Origin of the sequence: Phytohabitans sp. LJ34, from assembly GCF_052068095.1 — a bacterium.
Taxonomy (GTDB): Bacteria; Actinomycetota; Actinomycetes; order Mycobacteriales; family Micromonosporaceae; genus Phytohabitans.
Map to the genome: position 1 here is coordinate 88601 of NZ_JBQHDG010000013.1, position 15511 is coordinate 104111.

The following is a 15511-nucleotide window of genomic DNA, read 5'->3' on the forward strand; positions in this document are numbered from 1 at the left end:
CAGCTCCTGTCCTAAAGGTCTGGCACGATTTTCCTCATGCTCGAGACATCGGCAAGACTCCTCCGCCTGCTCTCGTTGTTGCAGGGCAGGCGCGACTGGTCGGGCGCCGCGCTGGCCGAGCGGCTGGAGGTGAGCGAGCGCACCGTCCGCCGCGACGTCGACCGCCTCCGCGACCTCGGCTACCCAGTGCACGCCTCACGCGGCACCGACGGCGGCTACCGGCTCGGCGCGGGCGCCGCGATGCCGCCACTGCTACTCGATGACGACGAGGCGGTCGCCGTAGCGGTCGGCCTCCGCACGGCCGCCGGCGGCACCGTCGCGGGGATCGAGGAGACGTCGGTGCGCGCGCTGGCCAAGCTCGAACAGGTGCTGCCCGCCCGGCTACGCCACCGGGTGAACGCGCTCCAGTCCTTCACCGTGCCGGTGCCGCCCGATCGCTCCGGCCACACGGTCGACCCGGGAGTGCTCACGCTCCTGGCGGCCGCCTGCCGGGACGCCGAGCGCGTCCGCTTCGACTACCGCGGCCACGACGGCTCCGCCACGATCCGCTCGGTCGAGCCCCACCGCCTCGTCTCCTGGGGCCGCCGCTGGTACCTGGTGGCGTGGGACGTCGACCGCCAGGACTGGCGCACGTTTCGCGTCGACCGGATCGCCCCGCGCACCCCGACCGGCCCACGCTTCGCACCGCGGCCAGGTCCCCCCGGCGGCGCGGCCGAGCACGTGGCACGCGGCGTATCGGCGGCCGGCTGGCGGCACCACGCACGTGTGGTAGTGCACGCCCCCGCCGACGTGGTGGCCGAGCGCATCAACCCGGCGGTGGGCGTGGTCGAGGCGGTCGACGCACACAGGTGCGTGCTCGAGACAGGTGCCGACAGCATCACCACGCTCGCCGTTTACCTCGGGATGCTCGACGTCGACTTCGAGGTGACATCCCCACCCGAGCTGGTCTCCTACCTGCGCACCCTGTCCGACCGCTACGCCCGCGCGACCTAGCCACGGCCGCGAAGAATCTGAGCTACCGCGACGTCCGTCGCGGTAGCTCAAAGAAGTTTGATCCTCTAGGGCTTTCCCACGCTGGCGACGTTTGCGAGCAGGAGCGCCTCGGCGAGGCAGACCCGGGCGAACTCTCCAAGGTGGAGGCTCTCGTTCGGGCCGTGCGCCTGGGCGTGCGGGTCTTCGACGCCGGTGACCAGGATCGCCGCGACCGGAAACATCTCCTGGAAGGTCGCGATGAACGGGATCGACCCGCCCACGCCGATGTCCACCGGTGCGACGCCGTCCCACGCGGTGCGAAACGCCTCGCGCGCGGCGTCGAATATCGGGCCGCTCGCGTCGATCACGCAGGGCGAGCCGTCGTGCTCGAAGGTCACCTCGGCGTGCGCGCCCCACGACACGTGCTTTTCCAGGTGGGCCTTCATCGCCGCGTACGCGGTCTTGGGGTCGTCGCCGGGCGCCAGGCGGATGCTGATCTTCGCCTTGGCCGAGGGGGCGAGTGCGTTGGGCGCCTCGCTGGTGCGCGGGGCGTCGATGCCGAGCACCGAAACCGCCGGCTTGTGCCAGATCCGCTCGGTCAGCCGCCCGGTGCCCACAAAGGACACTCCGTCGAGCAGGCTGGCCTCCTCGCGCAGCCGCTCCTCGGGGTAGTCGACGGCCGTGGGCCCGGCCGAGATAAGCCCGTCGACGGCCACGTCGCCGGCCTCGTCGTGGAGCGTGGCGAGCAACTTGGCGAGCACGGTCAGCGAGTCGGGCACGGCACCGCCGAACATGCCGCTGTGCACGGCGTGGTCGGCGGTGCGCACCTCGACGAACATGTTGACGATGCCGCGCAGCGACGTGGTCAGCGCCGGCACGCCGATGTCCCAGTTGCCCGAGTCGGCGATCACGATGACGTCGGCGGCGAGGTCGTCGCGGTGCTCGGCGAGCAGCCGCTCCAGCGAGGCCGAGCCGAACTCCTCCTCGCCCTCCACGAAGATCACGACGCCCACCGGCAGGTCGTCGCCGAACGCGCGGAGGGCCGCCACGTGTGCCATCACGCCGGCCTTGTCGTCCGCGGCGCCGCGCGCGTACAGGCGCCCGTCGCGCTCGACCGGCACGAACGGGTCGCTCTCCCACAGCGCGAGGTCGCCGGTCGGCTGGACGTCGTGGTGCGCGTAGAGCAGCACGGTCGGCGCGCCGGGCGGGGCGGCCTTGCGCCCGATGACCGCGGGCAGACCGTCCGAACGCACGATCCTCGTATCGAGCCCGCAGCCGCGCAGCAACTCCGCCACCGCTTCGGCGGAACGCTCCACGTGGGAGTGGTCGAAGCCGTCGAACGCGATGCCGGGGATGCGGACGAGGCGTTCGAGATCGGCACGGACTCCGGGAAGCTCGCGCGTGATCGCCGCGCGCAGCTCAGGCTCGCTCAAGGTCATGCAGCGATCCTACGACCCGTCGGTGTTGCTCCCGTTGCCGTCAGTGCGGTCGGTGCTGTCAGTGCCGTTGGTCGGCGGGGTGGTGCGCTGCTCGCCGCGCGCCGCCCGCGCCGCGGCCTCGCCCGCGGCGCCGAACCAGGCGCGTGCCCGCCCGGCCGCGCCACCGGCCCACTCGCCCATCTCGGTCGCGCCGTCGCCGAGCCGCCGCAGCAGCCCGACCAGCGGGTCCTGCGTGCGCCGGAACTCTTCGCGGTAGGACTCGGCCGCCGCCTTGATCTCGGTGGTCACCGAGGCTGTCGCGTCGTCATCGCGCCGCGGGTAGTCGCCGTCGAGGATCCGCTGGTAGCCACCGCTGTCGATCCACTGCCGCAGCGACGCGGCCCGGGCCACCGGCACCGGGTGCGTCGACCACAGCGTCATGCGCAGCTTGTGGAGGCTGTCGCGCACGTCGCCGCCGCCGTCGTACTCCGAGGCCTGCTCCAGGAACGCGGCCGTGTCGACCTGGGAGAGGTCACCGCCGCCGGCCATCTTCATCAGCAGCCGCAGCGAAGCCGCGGTGTCCTGGCCGGCCAGCAGGCCCGCCCGGTCGGCGGAGAGCTCGGCCTTGCGCCACCACTCCAGCATCGCCGCGATGATGGCCCGCAGGGCGATCGAGCCGACCGGCAGCCAGCTGAGGCTCTGTGCCCAGCCGGTGAGGATCATCATGATCGTCTTGTAGACCGCGTGGCCGCTGCGAATGTGTCCCAGCTCGTGCCCGAGCAGCGCGCGCAACTCGTCGCCGTCGAGCTGCTGCACGGCCGCAGTGTTGATCACGACGAACGGCTTGTCGAGCCCGATCGCGTTGCCGTTGAGGAACGGGTCCTGCCGCACGTAGAGCTCGGGCAGCTCCGGGATGTCGAGCGACTGGGCCGCTTCCGTGTACCGCTGGTAGACAGCCGGGTACTGCCGGTGGTCAACTCGGATGGCGGAAGCGAGGTACATGAGGCGGAAGCCCCGCTCATTCCACATCCCGAAGAAGGCCTTGACCACGTCGTCGAAGCCGCGCAGCTCGCGCAACGCGGTGAGCGCGCCCCGGTCGGCCGGGTGCTCCCAGGCCCGGGAGCTGATGCCGGTGAGCACGACGCGGCGCCGCGCCGGGGGCTCAGCCGGTGTCGCCGTCCCGCCCGCATCCTCTGACGTCATGCTCGCTCCCCCGGGTAGATGTGATGCCGCTCATGCCGATGGTGCCCCAGCGTGTCCACCACGTCCATGGCTGACGTCCCGGAGATCTCCCCTAGGTGGTCGTATCCACCACCACGTCGGCGTGATCGGCGGTGGCGTCCGCGGCGAAGTGCGCCTCCTCGCCCCGCCGCCACTCCTCCAGGTACACCGAGAGCGTCCCGCCGTCGCGCCGATCCGTGCGCCGGATCCGCTCGTCGAGCGGCGCGGTCAGGAAGATCGACAGCGTCAGCTCCGGCCTGATCGCCGCCCGCGCCGAGGTGACGCCTTCCAGCACCACCACGGGCGCGGGTGGCACCTCCGTCCACTCTCGACCGAAGTGGCCCGCTTCCCAGTCGTACCGCCGGTAGCGCCCCGCCCGTCCCTCCCGCAACGGGGCGAGCACCCACTGCTCCAGCCGTGGCCAGAACGTCACCTGGTCGCCCCACCCGTCGAGCAGGTCGTCGGTGTGCACGATTGGCGTTTCCGGCCCGATCGCCTCGGCCAGCCGCGCCGCGAACGAGGTCTTGCCCGCCCCGCTCGGCCCGTCGACCGCCACCAGCCGCGTCTCGCCCAGCCGGGGTGACCGCGCCCACACCTCCTCGGCGATGCGCTCGACCCTCATCTGAGAGCGGCCTCGATCACGGGAAGCTCGGGCGGGCCCGACTCGATCAACCGCAGCAGAGCATCGGTGTCCAGGTGCTCCTCGACCAGGTCACCGAGCAGGTCGAGGGTCCGCTCGCGCACCGCCGCGAACACCGTGTCCGGCGCCACCACGAAGCCCGACCGCCCCGCCAACCGCGCCGCCTCGCTCAGAAACCGCCGCCGGAACTCGTCTGACTCGAACGCACCGTGCCAGTGCGTGCCGAACACGTTGCCCGCCACGGCACCCTCGCCCCGGCCGTCCGCGGCCTGGATGAGGGGGGCGAGCGAGGGATCGGCGCGGGAGACGTATCCGTGGTGGATCTCGTATCCGCGCACGGGCACCGAACCGAACGCCACACCCGCCGACTGCGCCAGGATCTTGCGCGCCCCGAACGTCACCTCGACCGGCAGCAGCCCGAGCCCGGCCACCGTCCCCCGGCGGCTCTCCACCTCGTCGTGGATGAGCGTGCCGAGCATCTGGAACCCGCCGCAGATGCCGAGCACCGGCCGCCCCGACGCCGCGTGCGCCGCCACGGCATCCGCGAGGCCCGTCTCCCGCAGCCAGGCCAGGTCATCCACTGTGGACTTCGAACCGGGCAGCACCACCAGATCCGCGTCGGCGAGCTCGGCCGGCTCGATCGTGAGCCGCACCCGCACGCCCGGCTCGGTGGCAAGCGCCTCCGCGTCGGTCGCGTTGGAGACCCGCGGCAGCCGCACCACCGCCACCCGCAACCATTCCGTCCCACGCGGCGGTGCGGGCCGCCCGAGCACCCGGCCGTACGCGAGCGAGTCTTCGGCGTCGAGCCAGAGGTCGAGCTGCCACGGCAACACGCCCAGCACCGGCCGCCCGCTCGCCGCCCGGATCATCTCCAGCCCGGGTGCGAGGAGCCCCGGGTCGCCGCGAAACTTGTTGACTACGAACCCGGCCACCAGCGCCTGGTCGGCCGGCTCCAGCAGCGCCACGGTCCCGAACAGCGCGGCGAACACCCCGCCCCGATCGATGTCGCCCACCACGATCGCGGGCAACCCGGCCCGCCGCGCCAGCCCCATGTTGACGAAGTCGCCGTCGCGCAGGTTGATCTCCGCCGGGCTGCCGGCACCCTCGCAGACAACCACGTCGTACTCGGCGCGCAACTCGGCCAGCGTGTCGAACACCGCCCCGGCCAGCCGCGGCCGCAGCGCCCGGTAGTCGCCCGCCGTGACCGTGTCGATCGCCTCGCCCAGCAGCACCACCTGGCTCGACCGGTCGCTGCCCGGCTTGAGCAGCACGGGGTTGAAGCGCACATCGGCCGCCACACCACTGGCCGCCGCCTGCATCGCCTGCGCCCGCCCGATCTCGCCGCCCCGCCCGGCGCCGTCGACGACGGCCGAGTTGTTGGACATGTTTTGCGCCTTGAAGGGCGCCACCTTCACGCCCCGCCGATGCAGCCAGCGACAGATGCCCGCGGTGAGCACGCTCTTTCCCGCGTCGGACGTGGTGCCCGCGACGAGCAGCCCGCCGCTCACAGCCCGCTCCCTACCGTCGCGCTCCGCATACGCCGCCGGGCCACTCCCGCGGCCCAGCCACCCCGCGCGGTGGGGCGCCCGCGGCCTTGGGCCAGACCGGCGATCGCCGCGGCGCCGGCGGCGAGCGCGAGCGCGGCCACGCCGACCGTGCCCGAGAGCAGGGCGGCGCGGCGGATGTCGAGCGCGACCGGCCGCGGCCCGTCGCCGAGGAACGGGCGGGTCTCCGACCGTCCGAAGTAGACGTTGCGGCCGCCGAGGCGGACACCGAGCGCGCCGGCCATGGCCGCCTCGCAGTGGCCGGCGTTGGGGCTGGGGTGGTCGCCGCCGTCGCGCCGCCAGACCCGCAGCGTCTCCGCCCGCTCCCCGTCCACCACCGGCGCGGCGGCCACGGTGAGCGCGGCGGTCAGCCGGGACGGCACGAGGTTGAGCACGTCGTCGAGCCGCGCGGCCGCGGTGCCGAACCGCTCGTAGCGCGCGGAACGGTGCCCCACCATCGCGTCGAGCGTATTGACCGCCCGGTAGGCGACAAGCCCCGGCAATCCGGCGACCGCGCCCCAGAAGAGCGGTGCGACGACCGCGTCCGAGGTGTTTTCCGCGACCGACTCGACCGTGGCGCGGGCGAGCTCCGGCTCGTCGAGGGTCGACGGATCGCGCCCGCAGAGGTGGCCGAGGCGTCCCCGGGCCGCGGGCAGGTCAGCCCGCTCCAGCGCGCCCGCCATGAACCCGGCCTCCCGCCGTAGAGTGCGCGCGCCCAGCACCGCCCAGGTGCCCCCCGCCACGAGCACCGCCCGCGCGACCGGCCGGCGGCGTGTCGCCGCGCTCGCCACGAGCGCCGCTGCGACCGGCACTCCCACGGCGACGGCGGTGAACGCGGCGCCCGCCGCCCGGTCGGGCCGGTAGAGCCTCCGCTCCAGCGCGGTCGCGGCCCGCCCGAAGCCGGCCACCGGATGGAACCGCCGCGGATCTCCCACCAGCGCGTCGACGGCGAAGCCGGCGAGCATGCCCGCCGCGTTGGCCAGGCTCATCGGCCCCCGACTCCCGGTCGCATGACCTCACCTCCTCACGCAGCCTAGGCCCCGACCCGCAAGGGCCCGCCGGGGCCGGGGCGTGGTCCGGTCCCGGCGGGCGCCCGTCTCGCTTGGGAGCGATGGTCCGGCGAGACGGGCGGTTGCGGAATGGTCGGCAAGCGGACCGACCAACCCGCTGGTCTGGATGCCGGCGGCGGCCCCACGGGAGGCAGCAGGCCGCCGCCGGCGGTGTCCGGGCACGAGCCCTGGACACCACCCGCCCTCCGGGCTGCTCGTCGCCAGCCGGAGCCCGTGGGCGGTGGCTAGGCGGGCACGGGCGTACGGCTCCGGCCACGCCGGCCCCGTGCCTTGCCGGGCGCGTCCGCGTCGGGCAGGCCGTCCGGGTCGGTCAGGCCGGCGCCCGGCTCGGCGCCGTCTCCCGGCAACATGTCGACGCTCAGGCCATCAGCCGTCGAGTCGCCGCCCTCCTCCGCCTCGTCGAGGTCGTCGGCCTCATCGGTGTCGTCGGTGTCGTCGTCATCCGGCTCGGCGGGCACCGCGGCGGCGCCGGTGGGCGCGAACGAGTCGAGCTCCTCGTCGAACTCACGCCCGCCACGCATCGCCGCCAGCCCGTCGTACGCCGGGGCGGGCGAGATCGGTGCGGCGCCGAAGTCGGGGGCCGGCAGGTCGTCGAACGGGTGGTCGCCATACCGCGCGGGCGCCTCGCCCTCCGGCACCGGCTCGGTCGCCTCGCCGCGCACGCGGTTTTCCGCCTCACCGTCCTCGACCGCGCTAGTCGGCCCCGTCGGGCGGGTACGCGCGAAGCGGGCCTTGCCGCGGGACAGATCGTGGCCGATGGTGACGGCCTCCATTTCGTACGTCACGCGGGCATTGCCCTCGGTGTCGGTCCAGTCGCGGGTGTAGAGGCGGCCGACGACGACCACCGGATCGCCCACCATCACGCTGGAGGCGACGCCCTCGGCGAGCCTCCGCCAGCAGCTCACCCGCACGCGCAGGCTGTTGCCGTCGACCCACTCTCCCGTCTGGCGGTCGCGGCGGCGTGCGGTCGAGGCGACCCTGAAGTGCGCGACAAGCGTGTTGCTCTGGCTGGTTCGCCGCCACTCGGGAGCGGTCAGCACATTTCCGATCATGGTCAGATAGGTATCGAACATCGTGTCTCCCCCACAGGGGTCCGAAGGGCTTGTGGTGCGAGTCGACTCGTGGGCCAGCGTGGCCCCGCACGCCACGCCCCGCCACCACCCGACCGCCAGGCTGTGGACAAGTGGCCACCCTGTGGAAAACAACCTGATCAAGCGCTGATGTGCTACGCGGCACCATGGCGTACCGTTCCCGCATGGAAGACGGGCAAGCGGACGTCCTCGGCGAGCCGTACCGGAGCAGGGTCATCGACCTGGGCCACGACGACGAGGGCCCGGTCGTCGCGACGCTGGTCTCCCGCCGCGCACAAGCGCCCTCCGGGCGCGCGGTGCTCTATGTGCACGGGTTTGTCGACTACTTCTTCCAGACCCACCTGGCCGAGTTCTTCACCGACCGCGGTTGGGACTTCTACGCGCTCGACCTGCGCAAGTACGGGCGCAGCCTCCGTCCACACCAGACGCCCAACTTCTGCCGCAGCCTCACCGACTACTACCCGGAGCTCGACGCCGCGGCCCGCATCATCCGCGACGAGGACGGCCACGACACGCTGCTCGTCAACGGCCACTCCACCGGCGGCCTGATCACGTCGCTGTGGACACACGACCGCCACGACCGGGGTTGGGTCGACGGGCTCATCCTCAACAGCCCGTTCTTCGACTTCAACGCGCGCTGGGTCATGCGCCGCCCGATCGCGGCCGCCGTCGCGCGGGTCGGTCGCTCCCGCCCGCGGCGGATCGTCCCACTCGCCCTCTCTCCCGTGTACGGCCAGACGCTCCACGCCGAACAGCGCGGCGAGTGGACCTACGACCTGGCGTGGAAGCCGCTGCTCGGCTTTCCGGTGCGCGCCGGGTGGCTGGGCGCGATCCGCGAGGCGCAGCTACGGCTGCGGAGCGGCCTGGCGATCCCGGCGCCGGTGCTGCTGGCCTGCTCGGTGCGGAGCTTCCGCGGGTCGCGCTGGCACGAGGCGGCCACGCTCGCCGACGCGGTCCTCGACGTCGAGCACATGGTGCGCTGGGCGCCGGGCCTGGGCCCGCACGTCACGGTCGTCCGGATCGACGGCGGCATGCACGATCTCACCCTCTCCGGGCCGGCGGTACGGGCCCGGGTGTTCGACGAGATGGACCGCTGGATAGGCGCGTACATGCACAGACCTCTGCGGATGGACGAGGTCGGTGGGGCCGCGGAGGCCGCCTGAAAACAGCCGCGGACGGCACGGACCACCCCTGAGGGACCGCTGAGCGTTGCCTGAGGGTCCGACACCGCCATCGGCCGTAAAGCCGGTGCTCGTCAGCCGCGTACCTGGAAACCTAATATGTGCTGGCCAGTGTTGCCGTCACTGCGTCGTGCGCTCGTAGCTCAGCGGATAGAGCAGCTGCCTTCTAAGCAGTTGGTCGCAGGTTCGAATCCTGCCGAGCGCGCCCTCAGCTCAATCCGAAATCTATTCACGTCCTACGGTGTATCGGTGCGCGTCTCCGCCGTGACCTCACCGAGTGACCCTGCCGTGCCCAACGAAGACTGGGTGCACGCCACCCACGATCTCGTCATCGTCCTCGACGGCCAGACCGCGCGCACCGGCACCGGCTGCCGGCACGGCGTCTCCTGGTACACGGAGAGTCTCGGCGCCGCGATCGTCGGCCGCGCGTCCGATCCGGCGCCGGGTCTCGACGCGGTGCTGGCGGAGGCCATCGAGCGGACCGCGGCCCGGCACCCGGAGTGTGACCTGAGCCATCCGGCCACGCCGTCTGCGGCGGCGGCCATCGTCCGGGTCGGACAAGAGGCGGTCGACTACCTGATCCTGGGCGACGTCACCGTGCTCGCCGACACCACCTTCGGCCCGCACGTGCTGACCGACGGCCGGATCGAGGCCACGGCCGTCGCCGAGCGCCGCGCGGCCGACCGGCACCCGATCGGTTCCCCGGAGAAGCGGGCCGCCCTCCTGCGCATGAAGCACGCCGAGCTCGCCCAGCGCAATCGCACCGGCGGCTTCTGGGTGGCCGCGGCGGACCCGGCCGCGGCCCGGCGCGCCATCACCGGGCGGTTGCCTGGCGTGCGGCGGTTGGCCGTGCTCTCCGACGGGGCGGCCCGGCTCGTGGCGCTCTTCGGCCAGCTGGACTGGCCCGGCGCGCTCGACCTGCTGGAGTCACACGGCCCGGCGGAGCTGATCAGACGGGTACGCGCGCTCGAGGCCAGCGATCCAGCCGGCCTGGCGTGGCCGCGCAACAAAGCCAGCGACGACGCCACCGCGGTCTATCGCGGCTAGGCCCAAGTGCGGCGGCCTTCGGCCGCCACTCACCCAGGCCGGCGAAGCCGGCCGACGTTCGCGGCCGGCCGCCGCGCTAGCGCCGAGCGCGCCGCCGCCACCAGATCAACGCCAGCCCCAGCCCGACCGCCGCCGTGGCCCACAGACAGCACGACGCGGCGATCAAGAGGCCGGCGAACTCCCACTCCACCTACGCCTCCAGCTCCTCGGCCCACCGCTCCGACCACCGTGCCAGCGGGCGTAGCGCCTGGTAGGCGTCGCGACCCAAGGGCGTCAGCCCGTACGAGGTGTCCGGCAGCTGCGCCACGACGCGGCTCTCGACCAGTTCGCCCAGGCGTTGGCGCAGCACGCTCGACGACATGTCGCCGCAACGGTGCTGGAGCGCGCGGAAGCCGAGCGGCCCTTCGCGCAGCTCCCACAGGATGCGCAGGCTCCACCGGCGCCCGAAGAGGTCCAGCGCGGCCATCAGCGGGCGGCCCGTGGTCGAACCCCGGACCGGCCCACCCGGCTTCGGAGCGGTCACACCCACACCCCCTGGCGCTTCGAATAGAGAAACGCTACCGTGCTTCTAAAACAGAAGCAGCAAGGGAGGCCGGCCGTGGCTCGCATCGCTCCACTCAGCCCGCCGTACGCGACCGACGTCGCCACCGCGCTCGCCAAATGGATGCCGCCCGGCACCGACCGCGAGCCGCTCGTGCTCTTCCGCGTCCTCCAGCGCCACCCCGAGCTCGCCTCGCGGATGCGCGTGGTCGGCGCCGGCCTGCTCGGCCACGGCACACTGCCACCCGCCGACCGCGAGCTGGTGATCCTGCGGACGTGCGCCCGTGCCGGCGGCTGGTACGAGTGGGGCATACACGCGATAGCGTTCACCGACCTCACGCCGGCACAGATAGACGCGACCGCCGTCAGACAGTCCACCGATCCGCTGATCCACGCCGCGGACGAGCTGCACGACCACGCGCGCTGGTCAGACGAGACCTGGCGGGCGCTGCGCGACCGTTACACCGACGAGCAGCTGATCGAGCTGCTCGTCCTCGCCGGGTGGTACCGCATGATCAGTTACGTCGTCACCAACTTGCTGGACGACGAGGACGCCCAGCAGGATCGGGTGCGTGATCGACCGTCTCACCGTTGACGACCTGGACGCCTGCCTGGCCCTCGCGCAGGATCGCGACTGGCCGCCCGAGCGGCACAAGTGGCGCCTCCTCTTCGACATCGGCACGGTCTACGGCATCCGCGGCGAGGGCGGCGAGGTCATCGCCACCGCGATCCTGACCAGATACGGCACCGGCCTCGCCGCGATCAGCATGGTGCTCGTCGCCAGCCACCACGGGCGGCAGGGCCTCGGCCGGGCGCTGATGACCCAGGCCATCGCCGACGCGGGCGACGCGACCGTCTTCCTCAACGCCACCGAGTACGGCCGCCCGCTCTACGAACGGCTCGGCTTCGTCACCGTCGGCCGGACGTTCACCCACATCGGACACTTCACCGGCGGCGGCGAGGGCATCTCGCGGCCGGCGACACCCGGCGACCGCGACGCGATCCACCGCCTCGACGCCGAGGTCAACGGCGCGGACCGAAAAATCCTCATGGACCGCCTGCCGGCCTTCTCGTCGGAGGTCCGCGCCGTCGTGCGCCAAGGAGCCGTCACCGGGTACGGCGCGACGTGGCCCAACCACGGCAACACCGTGATCGGTCCGGTCGTGGCCGCGACGCCGGCCGAGGCGCGTGGCCTGATCGCCGACCTGGCGGCCGGGGTCGAGGGCCCGATCCGCCTCGACCTCGACGACCGGCACCCCGAGCTGCACGGCTGGGCGGTCGAGCGGGGCCTGGAGCCGCGCACCTCGACCGCGGTCATGGCGCTCGGCGGTACGCTCCCCGGCGACCGAGGCCGCTGGTTCGTCCCGATGATGCAAGCACTTGGCTGACCTTCTTGACACGAGGTACTCGTGCCACGACCCTTTGTGATGACAACCCTCTATATAGGAGGTCGCGGGTGGCCAAGGAGAAGTTCGAGCTCGTGTTCCTCGCCGGCGGCTTGCTGCTCGACGTGCTGGCAAACCGCCTGCGCCGCGACCCGGCGACACCTCGCGAGGTGGTGGGCGCCGCGATGTTCGCGGTTGACCAGACCTTCGACGAGCGGCGCGCCCACCTGGCCGACGCGCGGAGCATCGCCGACCAGATCGACGTGATCAAGGCCGAGCTCTGCGCCGACGAGCCGCACAAGCTCGTGCTGGAGGCCTACCTCGACGAGCTGGCCATGCGTGCCGCGACCGACGCCGAGCTCAGTGAGGCGGTCGACCGTCTCCGCGAGGCTGTGCGCGGCTGGCAGGGCTGACCGGCACGGTCAGGCGCGGGCCGGCCCGTCGTAGTCGGCGGCGACGTAGACGGGCCGCCGCTCCCCGCCGCCCAGCGCGAAGCGGCGCACGTAGGTCACCCGTCCGGTCTCGGCCGGAGGGGTCACGTTGAAATGCGTGGGTAGCGACTCCTGCCCCCGCGCTACACGTCCCGGCGTCACCTCGTGCCGCTCGCCGTGCCACGGACCGCCCAGGAAAAGTACTCGCATACGCTGATCCTGCCCCATCGGCGTCTCGCGCGAAAGTGCCCCGCGGGCGTGGTACGGTCTACGGGTTGCAGTTTGGTTTCCGTGTGCCCAGTTAGCGCTTGGTGGACAGATGACCGCCAGGCGCTTTTTGTGTCGCCGGATAACCGAACGAGGCTGATCGATGCCTGCGACGCAGGACCCGTAAGGTGCGGGCCCATCAGCCTTGTTGAAGGAGTAGACATGGCTTTCGGCACTGTGAAGTGGTTCAACGCGGACAAGGGCTTCGGCTTCATCGCCCAGGACGGCGGCGGCCCGGACGTGTTCGCGCACTACTCGAAGATCGCGTCCTCCGGCTTCCGCAGCCTGGACGAAAACCAGCGTGTCGAGTTCGACATCGAGCAGGGCCAGAAGGGCCCGCAGGCGGCCAACATCCGCCCGATCTGAGGTCTCGCACGCCTGCCGTCAGCGCGGCAGGTGTGCGACTCCCCAGGCCACGCACTCACGTCACCCAAGCCGCGGCTCACTGAAGGATCACTTGAACAACCTTCGTTCCCGCGGTATCGACGACCTCCACCTGATCTCGGTGCCACTCGCACCGGAGGTACGGCTGTTCCTGGCCGAGGACGCGATACTGCTCTGGGCCCGGCTGGAAGCCGACGCCGGGCGGCGCCTCCCACCACCGTTTTGGGCATCCGCCTGGCTCGGCGGGCAGGCGCTCGCACGCTACGTCCTCGACAATCCGTCTGTCGTCGCCGGCCGGCGGGTGCTCGACCTGGCGAGCGGCTCGGGTCTGGTCGCGATCGCCGCGGCCATGGCCGGCGCCCGTGAGGTCGACGCCAACGACGTCGACCCGTACGCCATCGCCGCCATCGAGATGAACGCCCAGGTCAACGAGGTGGCCATCCACCCTCGCTGGGCCGACCTGCTCGACGGCGACGGCGCGGGCGCCGAGGTGGTGCTCGCCGGCGACATCCTCTACAGCCCCGGGCTGGCCGAGCGCGCCCTACCGTTCCTCGCCCGGGCCGCCGCGCGAGGCGCCCTGGTGCTGGTCGGCGACCCGGACCGGGGCCACCTGCCCCACGACTGGCTGGAGACCGTGGCCAGCTACCCGGTTCCGATCGTCGGGACGCCGGAAGACGCGCAGATCGAGCGCACCTCTGTGCTCACCCCGCGCAGGTCACCCGCCTAGCTAGTGCGATGGCCACAAACGATCAGAAACCTTCCTGTCCGGCAGAGGCCTGAGCTTCGACGACTGATAGGCGCCCGAAGGCGGCGGCCAGGCGGCGTAGGCCTTCGGCGATGCGCTCGGTCGGGATCGCGCCGTATCCGATTACCAAGCCCTCCCGCGCCGACTCACCGAGGTAATAGTCGCGCAGCGCCTGCACGCCCACGCCGGCCGAGAACGCGGCGGCCACCACCGGCTCTACGTCCACTGTGGATAGCGTGCACAGGTGCAGCCCGGCCGCTGACGGGACCACCCGGAGCCACGGCGCGAAGTCATCCGCCAGCGCCGCCACGATCAGGGCGTGCCGTTCGGCGTAATGGCGGTTGGCCTTGCGCACGTGCCGGGCGAGCAAACCCTCGTCGACGAACCGGGCCAACGCGGCCTGGGTCGGCAGGTCGCCGTGCCAGTCGGTGACCAGCTTGGCGCTGGCCAGCGCCGGCTGGAGCGAGGCGGGCGCGACCAGGAAACCGAGGCGCAGCATGGGCAGCAGCGTCTTGCTGAACGAGCCGACGTACACCACCCGCCCGCCGCGGTCGAGGCTCTGCAACGGCTCCAGCGGCCGATCCTCGAAGCGAAACTCGCTGTCGTAGTCGTCTTCGATCACGATCGCTTCCCGCCGTTCCGCCCAGGCGAGCAGCGCCGCGCGGCGGGCGAGCGAGAGCGGTGTACCCATCGGAAACTGGTGTGACGGCGTGACGTAGACGAGCCGGGCGGCGGCCGGGATCGCGGCCACGTCGATGCCCTCGGCGTCCACCGGCACGCCCACGACGCGCGCGCCGAGCGACTGGAAGAGCAGCCGCGCCGGCCAGTACCCGGGCTCCTCCACCGCGACGGTGCTCCCCGGCTCGACGAGCACGCGGCCGATCAGGTCGAGGGCCTGCTGCGCGCCGTGGGTGACGAGCACGTCGTCCGCGCCCGCCCGCACCGACCGGGCCACCCCGATGTGGCGTGCGATGGCGGCGCGCAGGCCGGCGTGGCCGCGCGGGTCGCCGTAGGTGGCCGAGCGCACCGCGGAGGCGCGCAGCTCGCGGGCGAGGAGCCGGCGCCACGTCTCGATCGGGAAGAAACGGCCGTCCGGCACGCCGACCGAGAAGTCGAACTCCACAGTGGACGCGCTGACGGCGGGCACAGCCAAGGTGCGCCACACCGCCCGCGGCAGCACGTTCGAGCTGGAGGGCGCGGCCCGGGAGCGGAGCCGGCCCAGTGGCTCGGTCGAAACGAAGGTGCCCGCGCCGACCCGGCTCACCAGGAAGCCCTCGGCGGTCAGTCGCTCGTACGCGACCGCGACCGTGTTGCGGGAGACCTCCAGGCGCTGGGCGAGGTCGCGGGTGGGCGGCAATCGCTCCCCCGAGCGCAGCCGCCCGTCCAGGATCGCGTCCAGCAGCTGGCGGTAGATGCCGGCGGCCAGGTCGCGTCGCCCGGTGAGGCTGACGTGGATGTCCATCGCCCGCAGCCTAGCACCGCCGTGGGAGCGCTCTCACAGACTCACTTGGACTCGTTTGGTAACAGCTTGAGAGCGCTCTCTTGACAAGCCTGACATCAAGCACGACCCTCCTC

General features: G+C 72.4%; 17 protein-coding genes and 1 tRNA gene. 9 read left to right on the forward strand and 9 right to left on the reverse strand.

Going from position 1 to position 15511, the window contains the following annotated elements:
• Positions 1-36 precede the first annotated feature (36 nt).
• On the forward strand, positions 37-993 hold the full coding sequence (locus ACTMTJ_RS23230) for a helix-turn-helix transcriptional regulator (protein ID WP_441219809.1): 957 nt from the start codon (positions 37-39) through the stop codon (positions 991-993).
• Positions 994-1058: 65 nt separating this feature from the next.
• Here ACTMTJ_RS23230 and ACTMTJ_RS23235 read toward each other — a convergent pair whose 3' ends face one another.
• The 6 genes from ACTMTJ_RS23235 to ssb form a co-directional block, all read right to left on the reverse strand.
• Positions 1059-2405, reverse strand: a complete 1347-nt coding sequence (locus ACTMTJ_RS23235) for a dipeptidase (protein ID WP_441219983.1) — start codon at positions 2403-2405, stop codon at positions 1059-1061.
• Positions 2406-2420: 15 nt separating this feature from the next.
• The gene (locus ACTMTJ_RS23240) at positions 2421-3593 is read right to left on the reverse strand and encodes a M48 family metallopeptidase (RefSeq protein WP_441219810.1); all 1173 of its coding nucleotides are present in this window, start codon (positions 3591-3593) and stop codon (positions 2421-2423) included.
• A 91-nt stretch (positions 3594-3684) separates the two neighbouring features.
• Complete coding sequence (locus ACTMTJ_RS23245) at positions 3685-4233, reverse strand: uridine kinase family protein (RefSeq protein ID WP_441219811.1); 549 nt, start codon at positions 4231-4233, stop codon at positions 3685-3687.
• Positions 4230-5759, reverse strand: a complete 1530-nt coding sequence (locus tag ACTMTJ_RS23250; RefSeq protein WP_441219812.1) for a cobyric acid synthase — start codon at positions 5757-5759, stop codon at positions 4230-4232. Before ACTMTJ_RS23250 ends, ACTMTJ_RS23245 begins: the two co-directional genes overlap by 4 nt.
• On the reverse strand, positions 5756-6784 hold the full coding sequence (locus ACTMTJ_RS23255; RefSeq protein ID WP_441219813.1) for a cobalamin biosynthesis protein: 1029 nt from the start codon (positions 6782-6784) through the stop codon (positions 5756-5758). Before ACTMTJ_RS23255 ends, ACTMTJ_RS23250 begins: the two co-directional genes overlap by 4 nt.
• Positions 6785-7089: 305 nt before the next feature.
• Positions 7090-7938: a single-stranded DNA-binding protein gene (ssb, locus tag ACTMTJ_RS23260; protein WP_441219814.1), complete on the reverse strand. Its 849-nt coding sequence runs from the start codon at positions 7936-7938 to the stop codon at positions 7090-7092.
• A 182-nt stretch (positions 7939-8120) separates the two neighbouring features.
• On the opposite strand from ssb, the gene ACTMTJ_RS23265 reads away from it, so the two are divergent.
• From ACTMTJ_RS23265 to ACTMTJ_RS23275, 3 genes are all read left to right on the forward strand, one after another.
• Positions 8121-9119, forward strand: a complete 999-nt coding sequence (locus tag ACTMTJ_RS23265) for an alpha/beta hydrolase (protein WP_441219815.1) — start codon at positions 8121-8123, stop codon at positions 9117-9119.
• Positions 9120-9269: 150 nt separating this feature from the next.
• A tRNA-Arg gene (locus tag ACTMTJ_RS23270) sits at positions 9270-9342 on the forward strand.
• A gap of 44 nt (positions 9343-9386) precedes the next feature.
• On the forward strand, positions 9387-10184 hold the full coding sequence (locus ACTMTJ_RS23275; protein WP_441219816.1) for a hypothetical protein: 798 nt from the start codon (positions 9387-9389) through the stop codon (positions 10182-10184).
• Positions 10185-10374: 190 nt separating this feature from the next.
• On the opposite strand, the gene ACTMTJ_RS23280 is transcribed toward ACTMTJ_RS23275, so the two are convergent.
• Entirely contained in the window at positions 10375-10707 is a 333-nt protein-coding gene (locus ACTMTJ_RS23280) for a winged helix-turn-helix transcriptional regulator (protein WP_441219817.1), read from the reverse strand.
• 75 nt (positions 10708-10782) lie between these two features.
• Between ACTMTJ_RS23280 and ACTMTJ_RS23285 the strand changes: the two genes are divergently transcribed.
• From ACTMTJ_RS23285 to ACTMTJ_RS23295, 3 genes are all read left to right on the forward strand, one after another.
• Positions 10783-11319, forward strand: coding sequence for a carboxymuconolactone decarboxylase family protein (locus ACTMTJ_RS23285; RefSeq protein WP_441219818.1), 537 nt, complete (start codon positions 10783-10785; stop codon positions 11317-11319).
• A complete protein-coding gene (locus ACTMTJ_RS23290) occupies positions 11297-12112 on the forward strand; it encodes a GNAT family N-acetyltransferase (RefSeq protein ID WP_441219819.1) in 816 nt (271 codons plus the stop codon). Before ACTMTJ_RS23285 ends, ACTMTJ_RS23290 begins: the two co-directional genes overlap by 23 nt.
• 68 nt (positions 12113-12180) lie before the next feature.
• The gene (locus tag ACTMTJ_RS23295; protein ID WP_441219820.1) at positions 12181-12522 is read left to right on the forward strand and encodes a hypothetical protein; all 342 of its coding nucleotides are present in this window, start codon (positions 12181-12183) and stop codon (positions 12520-12522) included.
• A 9-nt stretch (positions 12523-12531) separates the two neighbouring features.
• On the opposite strand, the gene ACTMTJ_RS23300 is transcribed toward ACTMTJ_RS23295, so the two are convergent.
• Positions 12532-12750 carry a hypothetical protein gene (locus ACTMTJ_RS23300; protein ID WP_441219821.1) on the reverse strand — a complete coding sequence of 73 codons (219 nt, stop codon included), beginning with the start codon at positions 12748-12750 and terminating at the stop codon, positions 12532-12534.
• Between the two features lie 219 nt (positions 12751-12969).
• Here ACTMTJ_RS23300 and ACTMTJ_RS23305 point away from each other — a divergent pair, with 219 nt between their 5' ends.
• Positions 12970-13173, forward strand: coding sequence for a cold-shock protein (locus ACTMTJ_RS23305; protein ID WP_441219822.1), 204 nt, complete (start codon positions 12970-12972; stop codon positions 13171-13173).
• Between the two features lie 91 nt (positions 13174-13264).
• Entirely contained in the window at positions 13265-13918 is a 654-nt protein-coding gene (locus tag ACTMTJ_RS23310; protein WP_441219823.1) for a class I SAM-dependent methyltransferase, read from the forward strand.
• A gap of 22 nt (positions 13919-13940) precedes the next feature.
• Here the strand turns inward: ACTMTJ_RS23310 and pdxR are convergent, their stop codons facing one another.
• Positions 13941-15398 carry a MocR-like pyridoxine biosynthesis transcription factor PdxR gene (gene pdxR, locus ACTMTJ_RS23315; RefSeq protein WP_441219824.1) on the reverse strand — a complete coding sequence of 486 codons (1458 nt, stop codon included), beginning with the start codon at positions 15396-15398 and terminating at the stop codon, positions 13941-13943.
• Positions 15399-15511 lie beyond the last annotated feature (113 nt).

What these genes read in the sequence shown, in the direction of transcription:
- ACTMTJ_RS23230 (WP_441219809.1), top strand. Translation starts at nt 37, where the DNA reads ATGCTCGAGACATCGGCAAGACTCCTCCGCCTGCTCTCGTTGTTGCAG.
- ACTMTJ_RS23240 (WP_441219810.1), bottom strand. Translation starts at nt 3,593, where the DNA reads ATGACGTCAGAGGATGCGGGCGGGACGGCGACACCGGCTGAGCCCCCG.
- ACTMTJ_RS23245 (WP_441219811.1), bottom strand. Translation starts at nt 4,233, where the DNA reads ATGAGGGTCGAGCGCATCGCCGAGGAGGTGTGGGCGCGGTCACCCCGG.
- ACTMTJ_RS23255 (WP_441219813.1), bottom strand. Translation starts at nt 6,784, where the DNA reads ATGAGCCTGGCCAACGCGGCGGGCATGCTCGCCGGCTTCGCCGTCGAC.
- ssb (WP_441219814.1), bottom strand. Translation starts at nt 7,938, where the DNA reads ATGTTCGATACCTATCTGACCATGATCGGAAATGTGCTGACCGCTCCC.
- ACTMTJ_RS23265 (WP_441219815.1), top strand. Translation starts at nt 8,121, where the DNA reads ATGGAAGACGGGCAAGCGGACGTCCTCGGCGAGCCGTACCGGAGCAGG.
- ACTMTJ_RS23300 (WP_441219821.1), bottom strand. Translation starts at nt 12,750, where the DNA reads ATGCGAGTACTTTTCCTGGGCGGTCCGTGGCACGGCGAGCGGCACGAG.
- ACTMTJ_RS23305 (WP_441219822.1), top strand. Translation starts at nt 12,970, where the DNA reads ATGGCTTTCGGCACTGTGAAGTGGTTCAACGCGGACAAGGGCTTCGGC.
- pdxR (WP_441219824.1), bottom strand. Translation starts at nt 15,398, where the DNA reads ATGGACATCCACGTCAGCCTCACCGGGCGACGCGACCTGGCCGCCGGC.